The 18793-nt window shown below is 72.9% G+C and carries 18 protein-coding genes; 10 read left to right on the top strand and 8 right to left on the bottom strand.

The window, feature by feature from the left end; genetic code table 11:
- The first annotated feature begins 60 nt into the window (after positions 1–60).
- Complete coding sequence (locus AMK26_RS28780) at positions 61–1233, top strand: acyl-CoA dehydrogenase family protein (protein WP_073757971.1); 1173 nt, start codon at positions 61–63, stop codon at positions 1231–1233.
- On the opposite strand, the gene AMK26_RS28775 is transcribed toward AMK26_RS28780, so the two are convergent.
- The gene (locus AMK26_RS28775) at positions 1196–1504 is read right to left on the bottom strand and encodes a hypothetical protein (RefSeq protein ID WP_338015605.1); all 309 of its coding nucleotides are present in this window, start codon (positions 1502–1504) and stop codon (positions 1196–1198) included. The two genes, AMK26_RS28780 and AMK26_RS28775, sit on opposite strands and share 38 nt — an antisense overlap.
- Positions 1505–1737: 233 nt before the next feature.
- On the opposite strand from AMK26_RS28775, the gene AMK26_RS28770 reads away from it, so the two are divergent.
- Both AMK26_RS28770 and AMK26_RS28765 read left to right on the top strand, forming a co-directional pair.
- Positions 1738–2814 carry a DUF7064 domain-containing protein gene (locus tag AMK26_RS28770; protein WP_073758638.1) on the top strand — a complete coding sequence of 359 codons (1077 nt, stop codon included), beginning with the start codon at positions 1738–1740 and terminating at the stop codon, positions 2812–2814.
- Between the two features lie 192 nt (positions 2815–3006).
- The gene (locus AMK26_RS28765; RefSeq protein WP_073757969.1) at positions 3007–4101 is read left to right on the top strand and encodes a phosphotransferase family protein; all 1095 of its coding nucleotides are present in this window, start codon (positions 3007–3009) and stop codon (positions 4099–4101) included.
- A gap of 33 nt (positions 4102–4134) precedes the next feature.
- Here AMK26_RS28765 and AMK26_RS28760 read toward each other — a convergent pair whose 3' ends face one another.
- Positions 4135–4533: a hypothetical protein gene (locus AMK26_RS28760; protein WP_073757967.1), complete on the bottom strand. Its 399-nt coding sequence runs from the start codon at positions 4531–4533 to the stop codon at positions 4135–4137.
- A gap of 204 nt (positions 4534–4737) precedes the next feature.
- On the opposite strand from AMK26_RS28760, the gene AMK26_RS28755 reads away from it, so the two are divergent.
- The 4 genes from AMK26_RS28755 to fxsA all read left to right on the top strand — a co-directional run bounded on the left by AMK26_RS28755 (position 4738) and on the right by fxsA (position 9087).
- Entirely contained in the window at positions 4738–5178 is a 441-nt protein-coding gene (locus AMK26_RS28755) for an Lrp/AsnC family transcriptional regulator (RefSeq protein ID WP_073757965.1), read from the top strand.
- A gap of 22 nt (positions 5179–5200) precedes the next feature.
- Positions 5201–6826, top strand: coding sequence for an amidohydrolase (locus tag AMK26_RS28750; protein WP_073757963.1), 1626 nt, complete (start codon positions 5201–5203; stop codon positions 6824–6826).
- 541 nt (positions 6827–7367) lie between these two features.
- Positions 7368–8222, top strand: coding sequence for a polyprenol monophosphomannose synthase (locus tag AMK26_RS28745; RefSeq protein ID WP_073757961.1), 855 nt, complete (start codon positions 7368–7370; stop codon positions 8220–8222).
- 226 nt (positions 8223–8448) lie between these two features.
- Positions 8449–9087 carry an FxsA family membrane protein gene (gene fxsA, locus AMK26_RS28740; protein WP_073757959.1) on the top strand — a complete coding sequence of 213 codons (639 nt, stop codon included), beginning with the start codon at positions 8449–8451 and terminating at the stop codon, positions 9085–9087.
- A 102-nt stretch (positions 9088–9189) separates the two neighbouring features.
- On the opposite strand, the gene AMK26_RS28735 is transcribed toward fxsA, so the two are convergent.
- From AMK26_RS28735 to yczE, 4 genes are all read right to left on the bottom strand, one after another.
- Positions 9190–9564 carry an RNA polymerase-binding protein RbpA gene (locus AMK26_RS28735; protein ID WP_026278069.1) on the bottom strand — a complete coding sequence of 125 codons (375 nt, stop codon included), beginning with the start codon at positions 9562–9564 and terminating at the stop codon, positions 9190–9192.
- A 255-nt stretch (positions 9565–9819) separates the two neighbouring features.
- The gene (locus tag AMK26_RS28730; RefSeq protein ID WP_073757957.1) at positions 9820–11178 is read right to left on the bottom strand and encodes an MFS transporter; all 1359 of its coding nucleotides are present in this window, start codon (positions 11176–11178) and stop codon (positions 9820–9822) included.
- Positions 11179–11222: 44 nt separating this feature from the next.
- Positions 11223–11990, bottom strand: a complete 768-nt coding sequence (locus tag AMK26_RS28725) for a glycerophosphodiester phosphodiesterase (protein WP_073757955.1) — start codon at positions 11988–11990, stop codon at positions 11223–11225.
- Entirely contained in the window at positions 11987–12676 is a 690-nt protein-coding gene (yczE, locus tag AMK26_RS28720; RefSeq protein ID WP_073757953.1) for a membrane protein YczE, read from the bottom strand. The genes AMK26_RS28725 and yczE overlap by 4 nt, the downstream gene beginning before the upstream one ends.
- A 102-nt stretch (positions 12677–12778) precedes the next feature.
- On the opposite strand from yczE, the gene AMK26_RS28715 reads away from it, so the two are divergent.
- Complete coding sequence (locus tag AMK26_RS28715) at positions 12779–14281, top strand: SCO1417 family MocR-like transcription factor (RefSeq protein WP_107421065.1); 1503 nt, start codon at positions 12779–12781, stop codon at positions 14279–14281.
- A 54-nt stretch (positions 14282–14335) separates the two neighbouring features.
- Here AMK26_RS28715 and AMK26_RS28710 read toward each other — a convergent pair whose 3' ends face one another.
- Positions 14336–16081: a hypothetical protein gene (locus AMK26_RS28710; RefSeq protein ID WP_073758636.1), complete on the bottom strand. Its 1746-nt coding sequence runs from the start codon at positions 16079–16081 to the stop codon at positions 14336–14338.
- Between the two features lie 103 nt (positions 16082–16184).
- Positions 16185–16379 carry a hypothetical protein gene (locus AMK26_RS28705; RefSeq protein WP_073757949.1) on the bottom strand — a complete coding sequence of 65 codons (195 nt, stop codon included), beginning with the start codon at positions 16377–16379 and terminating at the stop codon, positions 16185–16187.
- Positions 16380–16720: 341 nt separating this feature from the next.
- Here AMK26_RS28705 and AMK26_RS28700 point away from each other — a divergent pair, with 341 nt between their 5' ends.
- Together AMK26_RS28700 and AMK26_RS28695 are read left to right on the top strand one after the other, a co-directional pair.
- A complete protein-coding gene (locus tag AMK26_RS28700; RefSeq protein ID WP_073757947.1) occupies positions 16721–17113 on the top strand; it encodes an ankyrin repeat domain-containing protein in 393 nt (130 codons plus the stop codon).
- Positions 17114–17362: 249 nt separating this feature from the next.
- Positions 17363–18781 (top strand): hypothetical protein, encoded by a 1419-nt coding sequence (locus AMK26_RS28695; RefSeq protein WP_073757945.1) that lies wholly within the window; start codon positions 17363–17365, stop codon positions 18779–18781.
- The last annotated feature ends 12 nt before the right edge of the window (positions 18782–18793 follow it).

Genomic DNA, 18793 nt, shown 5'->3' with positions numbered 1-18793 from the left:
GCGCCGCCCACCCGTTCGCGCGCGTCCGCCGCAGCGCCCGACAGGGAGGAGAGCGCCCCCATGCCCGACCGCGCCCCGCAGCCGGTGGAACGTCAGCTGCCCACCGAGGAATCCAGGGATCTGATCGCCCTGGTGCGTGACATCGTCCAGCGGGAGATCGCTCCGCGCGCGGCGGAGGAGGAGGACGCCGGCCGCTTCCCGCGCGAGGTCTTCTCCCTGCTCTCCGAATCCGGCCTGCTCGGCCTGCCGTACGACTCCGGTTTCGGCGGCGGCGACCAGCCGTACGAGGTCTACCTCCAGGTGATCGAAGAGCTCGCCGCCTGCCGCCTCACCGTGGGCCTCGGCACCAGCGTCCACTCGCTGGCCTGCCACGCCCTGGCCGGGTACGGCACCAAGGAGCAGCGGGCCGAGCACCTGCCGGCCATGCTGAGCGGCGGTCTCCTCGGCGCGTACTGCCTCTCCGAGCCCTCGTCCGGCTCCGACGCCGCCTCCCTGCGCACCAAGGCGGTCCGCGACGGCGACGACTGGGTCATCACCGGTACGAAGGCGTGGATCACCCACGGCGGGGTCGCCGACTTCTACACGGTCCTGGCCCGGACGGGCGGCGAGGGCGCCCGGGGCATCACCGCCTTCCTGGTGCCGGGTGACGCCGAGGGGCTCTCGGCCGCGGCGCCCGAGAAGAAGATGGGCATGAAGGGCTCGCCCACCGCCCAGGTGCACTTCGACGGCGTACGCGTCCCCGACGCGCGCCGTATCGGCGACGAGGGGCAGGGCTTCGCGATCGCCCTGTCCGCGCTGGACTCCGGTCGTCTGGGCATCGCGGCGTGCGCGGTCGGCGTCGCGCAGGCGGCGCTGGACGAGGCCGTCGCGTACGCCGCTCAGCGGCAGCAGTTCGGCCGTCCCATCGCCGACTTCCAGGGGCTGCGCTTCATGCTGGCCGACATGGCCACCCAGATCGAGGCGGGGCGTGCCCTGTACCTGGCCGCCGCCCGGCTGCGCGACGCCGGCCGGCCGTTCTCCCGGGAGGCGGCGATGGCCAAGCTGTTCTGCTCGGACGCGGCGATGAAGGTCACCACCGACGCGGTGCAGGTGCTGGGCGGCTACGGCTACACCACCGACTTCCCGGTCGAGCGCTATATGCGCGACGCCAAGGTGCTGCAGATCGTCGAGGGCACCAACCAGATCCAGCGGATGGTCATCGCCCGTCGAATCGTGGGCCCCGAGAGCCGCTGATCTGCCCGCCGAACTGTCCGGGGATCTGCCCGGGGGTCTCGCCGGAGATCGCCCCGGGGAACGTCCACGCCGGAGCCGCCGTGAGCCTGATCCACTCCTGGTCGCGGCGGCCCGGCACGGTCCTGCCGCTGCTGGCCCAGTGGCGGACCAGCGCCTGGTAGATGGGCGGGTCGACCGGCTGCGGAACCGATTCTGCCGAGCCGGGAAACATCCGGCTCACGCCGTAGCCGCTCGTCGGGTACGTCGAGTACGTCGAGTACGTCGAGGTCATGCCCGGCCAACGCGGGGCGGCCCGGCCTGGTCACCCCCCTCCGGATTCGGGCGCCAGTTCGCCGGGCTACCCGCCCCGCCCGCCCGCCCGGCCCCGGTGCCGGCACGCGTCTGGCCACGGCACGACAACTGACGTACCGTCAAATCCCGTCGCCGTCACCGGAGGTCAGCGTGTCGCCCGACGACCGACCGATCGCACTCGACGAGTACCCCGTCCACCAGGCGCCGCTGTCGATGAAGCACCACATCAGCGGTGACCGCAACGCCTACGACCGCTGCATCTTCCACGTCCTGGACCACCGGGGCCGGGCTCTGCTGATCACCGGACTCGGCGTCTATCCCAACACCGGGGTCATCGACGCGTATGCCACCCTCCGCACCGGCGACCGGCTGCGCGCCGTCCGCGCCTCCGACGCCCTGACCGACGACCGCCTCGCCCTCTCGGTCGGCCCGCTGCGCATCACCGTCGACGAACCGCTGCGCCGCCTGACCCTGCACTGCGCCCCCGATCCGGCCGACCCCGACTCCTTCTCGTACGACATCACCTGGACCGCCGACTTCCCCGCCGTCTGGGAACCGCACCACACGCAGCGCCGCGGCGGCCGACTCACCCTCGAAGCCCGCCGTTACGTCCAGGCCGGCCACTGCACCGGCGTCATCCGCGTCGCCGGCGAGGAGATACCCGTGACGGCGGGGGAGTGGACCGGGACCCGCGACCGCAGCTGGGGCGTGCGCCCCATCCCCGGCGAGGAGCCGGGCCGCGCCGACGAGTTCCGCCCCGAGGGCTTCCACTGGCTCTGGATCCCCATGCGGTTCGACGACCGTTTCGTGATGGTCATCGCCCAGGAGGACGCCGACGGCTACCGCAGCCTCGACGAAGCCCTGCTCGTACGCAACGACCGGCGCGACACCCAGCTCGGCCGGTCCCACACCGACATCACCTACCGACCCGGAACCCGCCACCCCGAGCGAGCCGTCATCCACCTCACGGACCCCGCACGCAAGCCCCTGGAGATCGGCGTCGACGTCCTCACCTCCTCCCCTCTCGCCCTGGGCGCCGGCTATCCCCCGGCGACCGACTGGCAGCACGGCACCTGGCAGGGCAGGGGCTGGACCGACCGGCGGGGCTACGACCTGTCCGATCCGGCCGCCCACCCGGTGGCCGCCTTCGGGGTCACCGACCATGCCGCCCGCTTCACCCTCGACGGCCGCACCGGCTACGGGATCTTCGAACACGGAAGCTTCGGCCGACACGACCCGAGCGGCTTCACCGGTTACGACTCGGTCGCCGGCCGGCTGCCCGACCGCTGAACCCGGCCTGGCCCCCCGGCCTCGGTCTGCCCCCCCCGGCCCCGGCCTGGCCCCCCGGCCCCGGCCCCGGTCTCGGCCCCGCCCCCGCCCCGACCCGCCCCCGGCCCCCGCCCCGGGCGCTGTCCGCTTCTGCTTCCGCTGACGCGTTCGTAGCCGTGCCCCCCGCCCCGTACCGGAATGAGGAGCACCGTCATGACCACGGCGCCACGCCCCCGCACCACCACCCGAGACCCCGGGGAACTCGCCCGCCGCCTCACCGTCTGGCTCGGCGCCCGGCTGCCCGGCGCACGCGTCGCCGACGTCGCCGTACCGACGTCGAACGGCATGTCCAGCGAGACGCTCCTCTTCACCATCGACCACCCGCACGCGCCCGTCCGCGCCTGCGCGCTGCGCCTGGCGGCCGACCCCGCCGCGTACACGGTCTTCCCCGTCTACGACATGGCGCGGCAGTACCGCGTGATGCGTCTGGTGGCGGAACACACCGACGTGCCCGTGCCCCGCGTCCTGTGGCTGGAGCGGGACCCCGCGCCGCTCGGCGCGCCCTTCTTCGTCATGGCGCGCGCCGACGGACGCGTACCGCCGGACGTCATGCCGTACACGTACGAAGGCAACTGGCTGCACGCCGCCACCGACGCCGAGCGCGCCCGGCTGGAAGCCGCCAGCGTCTCCGTGCTGGCCCGGCTCCATGACCAGTTCCCGGTGGCCGAGGCCGAGTTCCTGATGCCGGCGGGCCGCGGTGGCAGCCCGCTGCGCCGCCATGTCGACGCCCAACGCGCCTACTACGCCTGGGTGACCGACGGGCGGCCCCGTTCGCCGCTGATCGAGTCGGCCTTCGACCGGCTGGAAGCCACCTGGCCCGCCGACGAAGGCCCGGCCGTGCTCAACTGGGGCGACGCGCGCATCGGGAACATCGTCTACGACGGCTTCGAACCCGCCGCCGTGCTCGACTGGGAAATGGCCGGCTGCGCCCCGCGCGAGGTCGACCTGGGCTGGACCATCTACCTGCACCGGTTCTTCCAGGACCTGACCGTGAGCTTCGGCCAGCCGGGTCTGCCGGACTTCCTGCGCCGCGACGCCGTGGAGCGGCGCTATGCCGAACTCACCGGCCACACACCGCGCGACATGGACTTCCACACCCTCTACGCCGCACTGCGCCACGCCATCGTGATGCTCCGCATCGCCTACCGGCAGGTGCACTTCGGCGAGGCGGACATGCCGGGCGACCCGGACACCCTGATCCTGCACCACGCCACGCTCAGGGCGATGGTGCAGGACCGTTACTGGTGATCGGTGCCGATGATCGGTGGGTCGGGCGGTGTGTCAGGCCGCGCGGCGCACCCTCGACACCTTGCGGGGGGCCGGGCGCGGCACCTTGATGGGCCGCGAGCCGGGGCCGCCCACATGGGAGAAGGGCTGCGTGCGCCAGTCGAGCCCCTGCGGGAGGGTCAGCAGCAGGGCCGTGTCCTGCTCCTGAAGCTCCAGCGACTCGTCGGCGGGGCGCGCGTCCGACGCCGCCCGCCCCGTGCCGGTGCACACCGTCAGTACGAACGGGTTCCACGGCGTGGGGCACAGCGCGTGCTCCGGCAGCACATCCTCGTCCGCCAGCAGCGCGATGGGCTGCGCGCAGTCCGGGCAGATCACCCGGACCATCTCGAAAGTGTCGTATGCGTCGAGTTCGTCGTCCTCGTGGGATACGACCGAATCAACAGGCTCCTGCATGGAGAATCTCCCCCTCGGGTGGGCCGACCAGGCTCTTGCGGCCTCGACCACAGCAAGCAATTCCCTTCCGCCCGGCCGAATAACCATCCGGTCACGGCCGACCCCGGTCGCAAACCTGTGGTCTTCGTCACATGCCGCCCGCAGGTGCCCCTCCGAGGTGCCTCTGACTGTGCCGCGAGGCACCGGGGGCAATAGGTTGACCGCATGGAGGAGCTGGATCGTCAGATCGTCGAGTTGCTCGTCAAGGACGGGCGCATGAGCTACACCGACCTGGGCAAGGCCACGGGCCTGTCCACGTCGGCGGTGCATCAGCGCGTCCGGCGCCTCGAGCAGCGCGGAGTCATCCGCGGCTACGCCGCCGTCGTCGACCCCGAGGCGGTCGGCCTGCCGCTGACCGCGTTCATCTCGGTGAAACCGTTCGACCCCAGCGCCCCCGACGACATCGCGGACCGGCTCGCCGACATCCCCGAGATCGAGGCCTGCCACAGCGTCGCCGGCGAGGAGAACTACATCCTCAAGGTGCGGGTGGCGACCCCCCTGGAGCTGGAGCACCTGCTCACCCGGATCCGTTCGCAGTCCGGCGTCTCCACCCGTACCACCGTGGTGCTCTCCACCCCGTACGAGGCCCGGCCACCACGGGTGTGACGCCGTATCTAGGCTGGTCACCATGACCGAGAGCGAACACCGCACCGTGCTCCTGCGCGGTGGAGACGTCCACAGCCCCGCCGACCCCTTCGCCACCGCGATGGTCGTCGAACGAGGCCATGTCGCCTGGGTGGGATCCGAAGGCGCCGCCGACGCCTTCGCCTCCGGCGTGGACGAGGTGATCGACCTCGAAGGCGCCCTGGTGACCCCCGCCTTCACCGACGCGCACGTCCACACCACGGCCACCGGGCTCGCCCTCACCGGCCTCGACCTGTCGGACGCCCGTACGCTCGCCGAAGCCCTGGAGCGGGTACGGGCGCACAGCGCCGCCCGGCCCGCCGACCGGGTCCTCCTCGGCCACGGGTGGGACGCCGCCCGCTGGCCGGAACAGCGCCCTCCGTCGCGTACCGAACTCGACGAGGCCACCGGAGGGCGCCCGCTCTACCTGCCGCGCGTCGACGTCCACTCCGCGGTCGTCACCACCGCCCTCCTGGACCTCGTCCCCGGCGTCACCGACCTGCCCGGGTACCACCCGGACCAGCCGCTCACCGCCGCCGCCCACCACGCCGTACGGGCGGCCGCCCACGCCGCCGTCACGCCCCGCCAGCGGGCCGAGGCCCAGCGCGCCGCGCTCCGCCGGGCCGCCTCCCTCGGCATCGGCACCGTCCACGAGTGCGCCGGTCCCGAGATCTCCGACGAGGACGACTTCACCGCCCTGCTGGCGCTCGCCGCCGAGGAGCCCGGCCCCCGGGTCGTCGGCTACTGGGCCGAGGCCGTGACCGGGGAGAAGGACGTCCGGCGCATCCGCGAGCTGGGCGCGATCGGCGCGGCCGGGGACCTCTTCGTCGACGGCTCCCTCGGCTCCCACACCGCCTTCCTGCACGAGCCGTACGCCGACGCCGGCCACACCGGCACCGCCCACCTCGACGCGGCCGCCGTCGCCGCGCACGTCACCGCCTGCACCGAGGCCGGGCTCCAGGCCGGGTTCCACGCCATCGGGGACGCCGCCGTCAGTACGGTCGTCGAGGGCGTACGGGCGGCCGCCGAGACGGTCGGCCTGGCACGCGTGCGTGCCGCCCGCCACCGCGTCGAGCACGCCGAGATGCTCACCCCCGAGACCATCGCCGCCTTCGCCGAGCTCGGCCTCACCGCCTCCGTACAGCCCGCCTTCGACGCGGCCTGGGGCGGCGAGGACGGTATGTACGCCCAGCGCCTGGGCGCCGAGCGGGCGCGCACGCTCAACCCGTACGCCGCCATGCTGCGCGCCGGCGTACCCCTGGCCTTCGGCTCCGACAGCCCCGTCACCCCGCTGGACCCCTGGGGCACGGTCCGGGCCGCCGCCTTCCACCGCACGCCGGAGCACCGGATCTCGGTACGGGCGGGCTTCACGGCCCACACGCGGGGCGGCTGGCGGGCCACCGGCCGGGACGACGCGGGGACCCTCGTACCGGGGGCTCCCGCCGACTACGCGGTCTGGCGCGCCGCCGAACTGGTCGTCCAGGCGCCCGACGACCGCGTCGCCCGCTGGTCCACCGACCCGCGCTCCGGGACGCCCGGCCTGCCCGATCTCACTCCCGGTGCCGACTTGCCCGTCTGCCTGCGGACCGTCGTCTCCGGACGCACGGTCTTCGTACGACCGAACGAGTGACGTAAGGACATTCCGCATCCCCGCCGGGCTCCCGGAGGGTCGCCCGCGACCTGCGGATCTTCCCCTCTGACCTGCTGTTTCTGTCAATCGCCGCAGGTGGGGCGACTGTTGACAGCGAGCGGTCGGCGGCCGGTAGGTTCGGCGGGTCCACCACAGGACGTCCGACCGGGTCGACCTTCACGCAGTCGTCGACCGCCGCTGGGTCATGGGGCGGTGTGCCGCACCGGCGCACCACCACTGGGAGCCAGGTTCAGCGCCCGCGCCTCGGGGGCGAGGGAAGGTTTTTGCCGGCTGGAGGTCCCCGCCTGCTCCACAGGAGCTCGGGGGAGGTGCGACCCGGGTGGGGCCCGGACGTTCAGTAGACAACGGCTCTCGGTCGACCCGCAGCCAGCGGGCCCCAGGTCGGCCCGAAGGACGTCGGGCCCCCACTCGCGCCTGTGCCGGTTCCCGCCGGTCAGGCCCCGTTCCGTACCGCCGCCGCGACGGGCTCCAACCGGGGCTCGCTATGGTGGTGATCCGTGTACGGACGTAAGGGGCAGCAGTGAACGACGGTGGCCAGAGGCGCTACGGCCCGCTCGGCAGAGCCTTGGTGATCATCCCGACCTACAACGAGGCCGAGAACATCAAGCCGATCGTGTCCCGGGTGCGCGCCGCCGTGCCCGATGTCGACGTCCTCGTCGCCGACGACAACAGCCCGGACGGCACCGGCAAGCTGGCCGACGAACTGGCCGCCGAGGACGACCACGTCCACGTCCTGCACCGCAAGGGCAAGGAAGGGCTCGGCGCCGCCTACCTGGCGGGCTTCCGCTGGGGCATCGAGCACGGCTACGGCGTCCTCGTCGAGATGGACGCCGACGGCTCCCACCAGCCCGAGGAACTGCCCCGGCTGCTGACCGCCCTCAAGGGCGCCGACCTCGTCCTCGGCTCCCGCTGGGTGCCCGGCGGCCGGGTCGTCAACTGGCCCAAGTCCCGCGAGTTCCTCTCCCGGGGCGGCAGCACCTACTCGCGGCTCCTTCTCGACGTCCCCATCCGGGACGTCACCGGCGGCTTCCGCGCCTTCCGCACGGAGACCCTGGAGGGCCTCGGGCTCGACGAGGTCGCGTCGCAGGGCTACTGCTTCCAGGTCGACCTCGCCCGCCGCGCCGTCGCCGCCGGGTACCACGTCGTCGAGGTGCCCATCACCTTCGTCGAGCGGGAGCTCGGCGACTCCAAGATGAGCCGGGACATCGTCGTCGAGGCGCTGTGGCGGGTCACCGCCTGGGGCGTCGGCTCCCGCGCAGGCCGCCTCCTCAACCGCAAACCCGCCGCCGGCCCGGGTCCCTCGGCCCCGTCGGACTCGTCCCACCCGTCGGGGGCCTCCGGGTCCTCCGACCCGTCTGGCCCGTCCGGAGCCTGAGGTCCTCGGGTTCGTCGAGCGTCGGGCAGCGCTGGTGCGTGACGCCCTCCGGCACGCCGGACCCTGCGGGCCGCTCCGGAGCCCTCCGGGGCCTCAGGTCCCTTGGGCCCCGGTACGCAGCGTTCTCGCTCGTCGGTCCCGCGGCGGCCTCCTGGGCGTCGGGGCGTCCCGTCCGCCTGCGCGGCCCTTTACGCCGCCCTGGCACGCTCCCAGGCACACTGGGAGCATGATGACCGGCGCACCGCCTCCTCCTGCCCCCAGAACACGCTCACGCGCTCGCACCCTCGCTCCTCTCGCCATCGCCGCCTGGCTGGTGCTCGAGATCTGGCTGCTGACCCTCGTGGCGGGTGCGGCCGGCGGATTCACCGTGTTCGCCCTGCTCGTCGGCGGCGGCGTGCTCGGTGCCGCGGTGATCAAGCGTGCGGGGCGGCGGGCCTTCCGTACGCTGACCGAGACGCTCCAGCAACAGCAACAGCAACAGCAACAGCAACAGCAACAGCAACAGCAACAGGGCGCGGGTGCGGTGCCCTCGCCCGCTCCTGACCGGGCGAGCACCGGAAACGGCTTCCTGATGCTGGGCGGGCTGCTGCTGATGCTGCCGGGCCTGATCTCCGACGTGGCGGGTCTGCTGCTCCTCGTCCCCGGCGTGCGCGCCATGGCCGGGCGGTACGCGGAGAGGGCCCTGGAGCGGCGTATGCGGGCCGTGGCCGTGCCCGGTTACGGTTCCCTGGGCGACGCCTTCCAGCAGGCTCGTATGCACCGCCCCGACGGCAAGGTCGTGCGGGGTGAGGTCGTCCGCGACGACTCGCCCGGCCGGCCGGGTCCGTACGACGACGAGGGCCCCCGCCCGCCACTGACCCGCTGACCCCACTGACCCCGCTGACGCGAAAGCCGCGGGGCGGCGGTACACCAGGTGTACCGCCGCCCCGCGGCTTCTGCTTCAGGCGCACGCGCCCGTGTTGTGCGCTTACGCGGACTTCCGGCTGTCGCGCGGATGCACGGCGATGTTCATGGCGCCGGAACGCAGGACCGCCAGCCTCTCGGCCAGCACTTCCTCGAGCTCCTCGCGGGTGCGCCGCTCCATGAGCATGTCCCAGTGCGTACGCGCCGGCTTGCCCTTCTTCTCCTCGGGGCCGTCCCCGTCAACGAGGAGTGCCTGGCTTCCGCAGACCTTGCACTCCCACTCCGGCGGAATCTCCGCCTCGACCGAGAACGGCATCTCGAACCGATGCCCCTTCTCGCATGCGTACTCCACCGCCTGGCGCGGGGCCAGATCGATGCCGCGGTCGGTCTCGTAGCTGGTCACCACGAGGCGCGTGCCGCGAAGAGCTCGCTCACTCATGAATCGTGCCTCCCGGGCTTGTCGCCCACAGGACAGGTGTCGCTGTCGTCGTCATCCGGTCAACGTCCGGTCGGCGGTAAAGATTCCCGTTGCGGGTCATGCGTCGCCCGTCGTGCCGCCCCTTTTTGTACCCACCAGTGCCCGGTTTGTCACATCTGGCAGCAGATGTCACCCAGCGTCTTTGCTTACAGAGCACGCAGTAACGGTCCGCCTGGCAGGCCAAAGGCGTACACTACCGGCCTTTCACTTCCGCGTCTAAATCCGGTCCGGTACCGGGTTGCCCGCGGCGGCCACCGCGCGGCGAACGGGTATCCGCGCCAGCAGGACGAACCCGAGCACGAAGAAGACCACGAGCGAGAGGATGGCGTCCCGGTAGCTGCCGGTCAGCTGGTACCCCAGCCCGAACACCAGGGGTCCCAGCCAGCTCAGCCCGCGGTCGCTCATCTCGTACGCCGAGAAGTACTCGGCCTCCTTGCCGCGCGGCACCAGGTGCGAGAACAGCGAACGCGACAGCGCCTGGCTGCCGCCCAGAACCAGCCCGATCGCCGCCGCCAGCGCGTAGAACCACACCGGCGCCCCGGCGGGGAGGAAGTACCCGGCCGCGAGGATCAGCGTCCACACGGCCAGCGAACCGAGGATCGTGCGCTTCGCGCCGTACGTACGCGCCAGCCGCCCCATGCCCAGCGCCCCCGCGACCGCCAGCACCTGGACCAGCAGCACGGCCGTGATGAGCGTGGCCTGCTCCAGGCCCAGCTCCTCGGAGCCGTAGATGGACGCCTGTGAAATCACCGTCTGTACGCCGTCGTTGTAGACGAGGTACGCGAGGAGGAAGGAGAGCGTCAGCGGATGCCGGCGCATGTCGCGCAGCGTCGCCAGCAACTGACGCCAGCCCGAACCGACCGCGCCCTCGCCACCGGGCGCCACCTTCCGGTCACGCAGGCGCCGCAGCGGTACGAGGGTGAAGGCGCCCCACCACAAACCGGCCGAGGCCAGGCAGATCCGTACCGCCTCCGATTCGGAGAGCCCGAACGACTCATGGCCCGTGTACAGGGCCAGGTCCAGGAGGAGGACGAGCGCACCCGACGTATAGCCGAACGCCCAGCCGCGCGAGGACACGGCGTCGCGTTCCTCCGGCTCGGCGATCTGCGGCAGATAGGCGTTGTACAGCGCCATGGACACCGCGAGTGAGGCGTTCGCCACGATCAGGAGGAAGGCGCCCAGGAGATAGCGGTCCCCGTCGAGGAAGAACATGCCGGCCGTCGCTGCCGCCCCCAGGTACGCGGCCGCCGCCAGCAGCGGCTTCTTGCGGCCCGTACGGTCGGCCGCCGCCCCCGCCAGCGGCATCACCAGTACCGCCAGGACGACGGAAAGGGACACCGCGTACGCGAAAACCGATCCCGCGCGGATCGGGATTCCGAGGGGGTGCACAAAGCCGTCGGCGTCCGCGGCGGCCCTGGCGACCGATGTCAGATACGGCCCGACGAACACCGTCAGCACGCTCGTGGAGTAGACGGAGCACGCGAAGTCGTAGAAATACCAGCCGCGTTGCTCACGTCGGCGGTCGGGCGGCCCGGCTTCACCGGCGGTCCTGTCGGCGGTTTCGGCGTCGCTCACGCCCGCCCCCTCGTTCGTCCCCGTGGTGGGAGACGGGGGCACGTTCAGACCCAGACACCCCGGTCGGTCAGTACCGTGCGCAACGTCTCCAGATGATCGGTCATGATGCCATCCACCCCGAGGTCGAGGAGCGCGGCCATCCGGTCCGGATCATTCACGGTCCACACATGGACCTGGAGACCCCGTTCGTGCGCGGCCCTCACGAAGCGCCGGTCCACCACCCGGATACCGCTCTGGGCCTCCGGCACCTGGGCCGCCACCGCGCCCGCGCGCAGCGCCGCCGGGATCCCGTACGAACGCAGCCGCAGGCCCAGTACCCCGCGCACCCCGTACGAGGTGGCCAGGCGCGGGCCCGCGAGCCGCAGCGCCCGTGCCACCCGGCCCTCGTTGAACGAGCCGACACACACCCGGTCCCAGGCGCCCGCCTTGCGCACGGCCTCGACGAGCGGTTCCAGGGCGGGCTCCGCCTTGATGTCCACGTTCCAGCGGGCGTCCGGGAACTCCTCCAGCAGCTCCTCGAAGAGCGGCAGCGGCTCCTTGCCCGCCACGCGCGCGTGGCGCACCTCGCTCCACGGCAGATCCCGGATCCGGCCGCGGGAGTCCGTCACACGGTCCAGCGTGGCGTCGTGGAACGCGACCAGCCGGCCGTCGGCGGTGGTGTGCACGTCCGTCTCGAAGTAGCGGTAACCGGCCGTGGCGGCGCGCCGGAAGGCGGCCACCGTGTTCTCCAGCCCGTCCGCCGCCCCGCCGCGATGGGCGAAGGGTATGAGGGGGGACGGGTGGTCCAGATAGGGATGGCGTACGCGAGTCACCGCCGCAGTATGGCCTGCCCGGGTTTCCCGGAAGCGACCACGGTGCTGCCGCCGCCCGGACCGGGGATGGCGAAGACACGCAGGAAGACCTGGGCGAGCGGGCCGATCGCCAGGGCGTACAGCACGGTCCCCACCCCCAGGGAGCCGCCCAGGAGGAATCCGCCGGCGACGACGGCGACCTCGATCGTCGTGCGGACCAGACGGACGGAGCGGCCGGTGAGCCGGTGCAGGCCCGTCATCAGCCCGTCGCGCGGGCCGGGGCCGAAGCGGGCGGCGATGTAGAGGCCGGTCGCCACCCCATTGAGGAGGATTCCGGCGGCCATCAGGGAGATCCGCGCGATCAGTCCTCGCGCGTCCGGGACGAGCCACAGGGTGGCGTCCATCGCGACACCGACGACGAACACGTTGGAGACGGTGCCCAGGCCCGGCTTCTGCCTGATCGGGATCCACAGGAGGAGCACGGCGGCGCCGACGACGATCGAGACGACACCGATCGTCAGGCCGGTCAGCTCGGCCAGGCCCTGGTGCAGGACGTTCCACGGCTCCAGTCCCAGACCGCTGCGGACGAGCAGGGCCGAACTCACGCCGTACAGGGTCAGGCCGCTGTAGAGCTGGAGCAGCCGGCGGCCGAGCCGACGCTGCGTGCGGTGCGAACGCGTATCCGGTGTGCCGGATGTCGTCGACACGTTGTGCCCCCCGAAGTGGTGGTGGTGGACTGACTCATGTCACTCTGTGGCAGGGATTTGGACTCCAACCAGGTCCAATTCGAGGAAGGTGGACTGAGTTCCATGGCTGAATGGACTTCGGCAGTGGGCCCCGCCCAGCTTGCCCGGCAGCTGAAAGCGCAGCAGCCCCGGCCGGCCGGCCCCGGCACCCGCAAGCCACCCGCCTACCGCGCGCTCGCCGACGGCATCCGGCTGCTGGTGCTGGAGGGGCGTGTCCCGGTCGCCGCCCGGCTCCCCGCCGAGCGGGAGCTGGCCCTCGCCCTGTCCGTGAGCCGCACGACGGTCGCGGCGGCGTACGAGGCGCTGCGCGCCGAAGGGTTCCTGGAGTCGCGGCGGGGCGCCGGAAGCTGGACGGCCGTGCCCGCCGGGAACCCGCTGCCCGCGCGCGGCCTCGAACCGCTCCCCCCGGAGTCCCTCGGCTCCATGATCGACCTGGGCTGCGCCTCCCTGCCCGCGCCCGAACCCTGGCTGACCCGGGGCTTCCAGGGCGCTCTCGAAGAGCTGCCGCCCTACGCCCACACGCATGGGGACTACCCGGCCGGTCTTCCCGCGCTGCGCCAGATGCTCGCCGACCGGTACACGGAACGGGGCATCCCGACGATGCCCGAGCAGATCATGGTGACGACCGGCGCGATGGGCGCGATCGACGCCATCTGCCACCTGTTCGCCGGTCGCGGTGAACGCATCGCCGTGGAGTCGCCGTCGTACGCCAACATACTCCAGCTGATGCGGGAGGCCGGCGCCCGCCTGGTGCCCGTCGCGATGGCGGAGGGGCTGGAGGGGTGGGACATCGCGCGCTGGCGTCAGGTGCTGCGGGACGCCGCGCCCCGGCTCGCGTACGTCGTCGCGGACTTCCACAACCCGACCGGCGCCCTCGCGGACGATGACCGGCGGCGCGCGCTGGTCGACGCGTCCCGCTCGGCCGGGACGGTGCTCGTCGTCGACGAGACCATGACCGAGCTGTACCTGGAGGAGGGGCTCGACATGCCCCGGCCGGTGTGCGCCTTCGACCCGGCCGGGAGCACCGTGCTCACCGTCGGTTCGGCGAGCAAGGCCTTCTGGGCGGGCATGCGCATCGGGTGGGTGCGGGCGGCGCCCGACGTGATCCGCTCGCTGGTCGCCGCCCGCGCGTACGCCGACCTGGGGACGCCCGTACTGGAGCAGCTCGGCGTCAACTGGCTGATGCGCACCGGCGGCTGGGAAGAGGCGGTCGCCCTGCGGCGTGCCCAGGCGCGGGAGAACCGTGACGCGCTGGTCGCCGCGGTACGCAGGGAGCTGCCCGACTGGGAGTTCGACGTCCCGCGCGGCGGCCTGACCCTGTGGGTGCGCACCGGCGGCCTGTCCGGCTCCCGGCTGGCCGAGGTGGGCGAACGGGTCGGCGTACGGGTGCCCTCGGGGCCGCGCTTCGGTGTGGACGGTGCCTTCGAGGGGTACGTAAGGCTGCCGTTCACCGTCGCCGGCCCGGTCGCCGACGAGGCCGCGGTACGGCTCGCGGCGGCGGCGCGGCTGGTGAGGGCGGGCGCGAGCGCCGGTTCGGGCGAGGCGCCGAGGACGTTCGTGGCGTAGGCGTAGGCGTAGGCGTAGGCGTCCGGGGCTGGGGGCAGGGTGGGGGCCGCTGGTTCAGCTGCCGGCCGGCGCGGCCTGCGGGCGGCCGGCCGGGGAACCCGGTGCCGGGGCCGACGCCGCCGGGTCCGGTGCCGGGTCGGGAGCCGGCTGTGGTCCCGGGGCGGGCCCGAGCGCCGGCCCGGGGAGCGGGCCGGTCTCCCCGACGGGGCCGGGCCCCGGGGCCACCGGCAGCCCGGCCGCGTCCGGGCCGGGCTCGACGGCGACGGCCGGTGGCGCGGCCGGCCCGGGCGGCATGGGCGGAGTGTGGCGCTCCGGAAGCAGGTCCAGGACGGCCTGCCGGTGCGCTTCCGCCGTCGCGTCGTCGTACGGGTCGGGCGTCGCCGGGACCTGGAGCCGGAGCACCGGTCCCGTGCCCAGCCGGGCGTAACCGCGCCCGGGCGGGACGTACGGGATGGGCGTGGTGTGCGGGGCGGCGTCCAGGACGCACCGCACCTGGTCCGCCGTGGCGGGTCCGAGCACGACCCTGGCGCGGGTGTGCGCCCAGACCGCCTCGCTGAGCGTGTCCAGGCTGTCGAACTGCTCGGCCACCACCACGGTCACATGGGCCGCCCGGCCGTGCCGCAGCGGGATCTGGAGCAGCGACTGCGGGTCCGTCCGCCCGTCCGCCGCCGCCAGGTGGCCCAGGACGCTGGGCCGGTCCAGCAGGATCCACAGTGGCCGCCTGGTGTCCTCGGGCGCCGGGTGCCCGGCCTGCCGGGCCCGGTTCGCCGCGATCAGCCGCCGTTCGGTCTCGTGCGCCGCCCACTCCAGGCTCGCCAGCGCCCCCGCCAGCCCGCATTCGACCGCCAGGACGCCGGCGCGCCCGGTGAGGCAGGCGTACTCCCCGGTCCCGCTGCCCTCGACGATCAGTACGTCACCGTGCTGGAGCGCCTGGAGCGCGACCGACCGCAGCAGTGTGGTGGTGCCGCTGCCGGGCTGTCCGACCGCCAGCAGGTGCGGCTCCGTCGAGCGCGGCCCCGTGCGCCACACCACGGGCGGCGCGTCCCGCGTCTCGTCCCCGTCCCGCACCGGGACGGTCCGCTGTACCGCCTCGGGGTCCGTGAAACCCAGCACCGTCTCGCCCGGTACGGTGACGAAACGCTGGGCGGCCACCTCAGTGGAGAGGGGCGCGAGCACCCGCATAAGGAGCTGGTTTCCCTCTTCGTCCCAGTCGAAGAGGTACTCCCGGCCCCGCCCGGACTTGGTGTGCAGCAGTTGCTCGATCCTCGCGCGGGACGCGGCTTCGCCGTCGGTGAAGTACGCCGGGTAGGTGATCCGCAGCCGCGTCGGCCGCCCGTCGCCGTCGAACTCGAAGTCGCTGAAGGCCTTCGCCCAGTCGCCGCCGTGGGTGAACAACGGGCTCGGGTCCTCCGCGACGGAGAAGTAGGGCACCAGCGCCTCGTACAGCGCCCGCAGCCGCTCGGCCTCCGCCTCGTCGGGCCCCGTCTTCACGGCCGGGCGTTCGCGTCCCTGCCAGGCCGCCGCGCCCATCAGCGACACCAGGGCCAGCATCGGCCCGTAGGGGATGAGCGCGACGACCAGCACGCAGGCCGCGACCAGGAACAGCGCGGGACCGCGCCGTTCCTTGGGGGTCGCGGCCCACTTGGCGCGCCCGGCCCCGGCCAGCTTCCGCAGGCCACGGGTGATCGTGATCAGCGGATGGAGGACGTCCGTGGCGCCGTCGGCCGCCGTCCGTGCGATCTCCCGACCGCGGGCGATCCGGGCACCGGCGCTGCTCGGAAGGCTCCGGATACTGCGGATGCTCCGGCTGCTCGGGATGCTCGGAAGGTGCGGGATGCGCAGAAGGGGGCGCCGGGCCACGTCGTACTCCTGATCCTGAGGTCGTGGAAGGGGCCGCGGGGCGTCAGAACTTGATCCCGCCCAGCAGGCTGGCCAGGCTCGCGCCGCCCGCCGTGATGCTGGGTGCGATCGCGGTACCCGCGAGGTAGAAGCCGAAGAGTGCGCAGACGAGGGCGTGGGAGGCCTTGAGCCCGTCCTTCCTGAAGAAGAGGAAGACGATGATGCCGAGCAGTACCACGCCTGAGATGGACAGGATCATGAGGGGATCTCCTGGGTGAGGGGACAGTCACCTTCAGTACTTCCAGCCTCACAGCAAGTATCTATGTGATAAAAGGTGCAAATGGGTGAAATTATGCTCTTTTCACTTCACTGGCGGACAGGGTGCCCGCGTGGCGGCCCGTCCGTCGGCCGCGGCACATCCCTTGCCACCGCCGGACCGGGTCATGTGCGCGCCCGGGCAGTACCCTGTCGGTTCACTCGTACGGCGGCCCTCGCCGTGCGTACCGGTACAACCGGGTCCATGCAGGTCAACGCGGCTGTCGTGGCCGCGCGCGTCCATGTGCCCATGGCGCGTCAACGAAGCGAGAGGCGGTACGTCCGATGAGTGAAACCCCGGACCCCGAGGTGATCGAGCTGGCGTCCAAGGTCTTCGATCTGGCACGGCAGGGCGACGCCGACACCCTCGCCGCCTACCTCGACGCCGGTGTGCCCCCGAACCTCACCAACGACAAGGGCGACTCCCTGGTGATGCTCGCCGCCTACCACGGCCACGAGCAGGCGGTGGCGGCCCTCCTCCAGCGCGGTGCCGACCCCAACCGCGTCAACGACCGGGGCCAGACCCCGATCGCCGGAGCCGTCTTCAAGGGCGAGGACGCCATCGTCCGCGCCCTCCTCGCCGCCGGCGCCGATCCGGAAGCCGGAACTCCGTCCGCGGCGGATACCGCGAGGATGTTTGGGAAGGCACATCTCCTGGAGCTGTTCGAGTCCCGGTGAACGCGTGCTGAACGCCAGGTGAGAGCGGCGCCGTAAATGTGGTCGCGGTGGCGAAATGGCTGGGTCATCATGACGTCGGGCCCGCAGGGGGCCACCGACGAGAGGCAGAGGAAGATGGTCAACACCAAGCGGAAGACGACGGGCGGCTCCACATGTTGCTGCGCGGCCTAGGTCATCACCGTTCCCCGGTCACCCCGGGATCCCCGGTGTCCTCCGGGTGCGTCGACAGCTTGATGTGAGGCATTTTCCATGTTCGATCCAGTCATAGCGCCGAGCGGTACCTTGCTCGGCCTGCTGCAGAGGGGTCGCGGCGACGGCACGCTGCACGCGCTCGCCGCGCCACGGGCGGAAGCCCTCGCGGCCCTCAACCACTGTGTTCTCCACGACCCCCGCCAGGACTGGCAGGTCGAGAACCGCTCCCTCTACTACGCACGCCTCTACCTGGATCTGCACGGCGGACTCGAGGAGATCGAGGCCCACCTGTTCGGCGCCGAGGACATCCTCGACACCGAGGAGTCACGCACCGGCCTCGCCCTCGCCGTCCTCGGCCACCTCGCCGCGTACGGCCGCGGGGACGCCCTCGTCCTGCTGCGCAGGTACGCCACGACCGGAGCCAACTGGGCCTGGGCCCTCGACGAGCTCGCCCTGCGCGACGACGACTCCGCGCTGCGCGGCCTCGCCGCCCCGATCCTGGCCAGGTTCCCCGCCACCCCGGAGGGCGACGCCGAGCTGGCCGCCGCCGTACGGGACGCCTTCGAGCCGCGCCCATGGCGGCTGTGGGCCGAGGACCGGCGGGAGACGATCGGCGGCCGCGTGCGCGCGGCCCGGGAGCAGGGCTCGTTCGACCGCTGGCAGCGCCAGCTGCGTCCCACCGGGCCCCGCCCCGGCTGGAGCGTCCAGGCTGTCTTCGAGTGGGCACAGGAGGGCCTGGACCGCGGCTCCCCGCTCCATGTGCCGGCCGCGCGCTGCCTGACCGCCGTCGCCGGCCCCGGCGACCGCTCGCTGATCGTCGAGGCGGCCCGCGGCGGCCCGGACGGCGCCCGCTGCGCCGCACTGCACTACCTCGCCGAAGCGCGCGACCCCGCCGTGCTGGACCTCATCGAGGCCGCGGCGACCGGTGACTCCCGTACCGTCGCCGAAGCCGCCGTCGCCGCCTTCGAGCGCATGTGCGGCGACGAGGCCGTCGACCGCGCGCGGGGCTGGGTGCACCGCCCCGACGCGCTCGGCGCCTCCGCGGCGGGCGTGCTCGCCTGCCGGGGCGACGCCCGAGACGCGGGGCTCGTGCTGGGCGCGCTGCGCGAGGCGGTACGGGCCGACGGCCCCGACGCGCCGTCGCTCTACGCGCTCGTCGACGGCACGGGCAGGCTGGGCGTCTCCTGCGCCGCGCCCGTACTGCGCCACATCTACCGCGAAACCGCCTCCTCCCAGCTGCGCGGGCGCACGGCCCGTGCCCTCGCCGCCACGGACCCCTCCTTCCCGACCGGTTTCGCCGTCGAGTGCCTGTGGGACTGCGAGGAGACCACCAGGGAGATCGCCGCCCTGCACGCCGAGACCGGTGACGTACGCGTGGCCGAGCGGCTGCGCCGCCTCGCCGCCGACCCCGCCGAGGAGGACGAGGTGCAGACCGCCGTACGGAGCAGGATCGGACCGGACCTGCCCGCGATCTGACGCCGCTCGGGG

Source organism: Streptomyces sp. CB03234 (assembly GCF_001905885.1).
GTDB lineage: Bacteria > Actinomycetota > Actinomycetes > Streptomycetales > Streptomycetaceae > Streptomyces.
This window is presented reverse-complemented; position numbering and strand designations above follow the sequence as displayed.

What these genes read in the sequence shown, in the direction of transcription:
- AMK26_RS28780 (WP_073757971.1), top strand. Translation starts at nt 61, where the DNA reads ATGCCCGACCGCGCCCCGCAGCCGGTGGAACGTCAGCTGCCCACCGAG.
- AMK26_RS28775 (WP_338015605.1), bottom strand. Translation starts at nt 1,504, where the DNA reads ATGACCTCGACGTACTCGACGTACTCGACGTACCCGACGAGCGGCTAC.
- AMK26_RS28770 (WP_073758638.1), top strand. Translation starts at nt 1,738, where the DNA reads ATGAAGCACCACATCAGCGGTGACCGCAACGCCTACGACCGCTGCATC.
- AMK26_RS28765 (WP_073757969.1), top strand. Translation starts at nt 3,007, where the DNA reads ATGACCACGGCGCCACGCCCCCGCACCACCACCCGAGACCCCGGGGAA.
- AMK26_RS28760 (WP_073757967.1), bottom strand. Translation starts at nt 4,533, where the DNA reads ATGCAGGAGCCTGTTGATTCGGTCGTATCCCACGAGGACGACGAACTC.
- AMK26_RS28755 (WP_073757965.1), top strand. Translation starts at nt 4,738, where the DNA reads ATGGAGGAGCTGGATCGTCAGATCGTCGAGTTGCTCGTCAAGGACGGG.
- AMK26_RS28750 (WP_073757963.1), top strand. Translation starts at nt 5,201, where the DNA reads ATGACCGAGAGCGAACACCGCACCGTGCTCCTGCGCGGTGGAGACGTC.
- fxsA (WP_073757959.1), top strand. Translation starts at nt 8,449, where the DNA reads ATGATGACCGGCGCACCGCCTCCTCCTGCCCCCAGAACACGCTCACGC.
- AMK26_RS28735 (WP_026278069.1), bottom strand. Translation starts at nt 9,564, where the DNA reads ATGAGTGAGCGAGCTCTTCGCGGCACGCGCCTCGTGGTGACCAGCTAC.
- AMK26_RS28715 (WP_107421065.1), top strand. Translation starts at nt 12,779, where the DNA reads ATGGCTGAATGGACTTCGGCAGTGGGCCCCGCCCAGCTTGCCCGGCAG.
- AMK26_RS28705 (WP_073757949.1), bottom strand. Translation starts at nt 16,379, where the DNA reads ATGATCCTGTCCATCTCAGGCGTGGTACTGCTCGGCATCATCGTCTTC.
- AMK26_RS28700 (WP_073757947.1), top strand. Translation starts at nt 16,721, where the DNA reads ATGAGTGAAACCCCGGACCCCGAGGTGATCGAGCTGGCGTCCAAGGTC.
- AMK26_RS28695 (WP_073757945.1), top strand. Translation starts at nt 17,363, where the DNA reads ATGTTCGATCCAGTCATAGCGCCGAGCGGTACCTTGCTCGGCCTGCTG.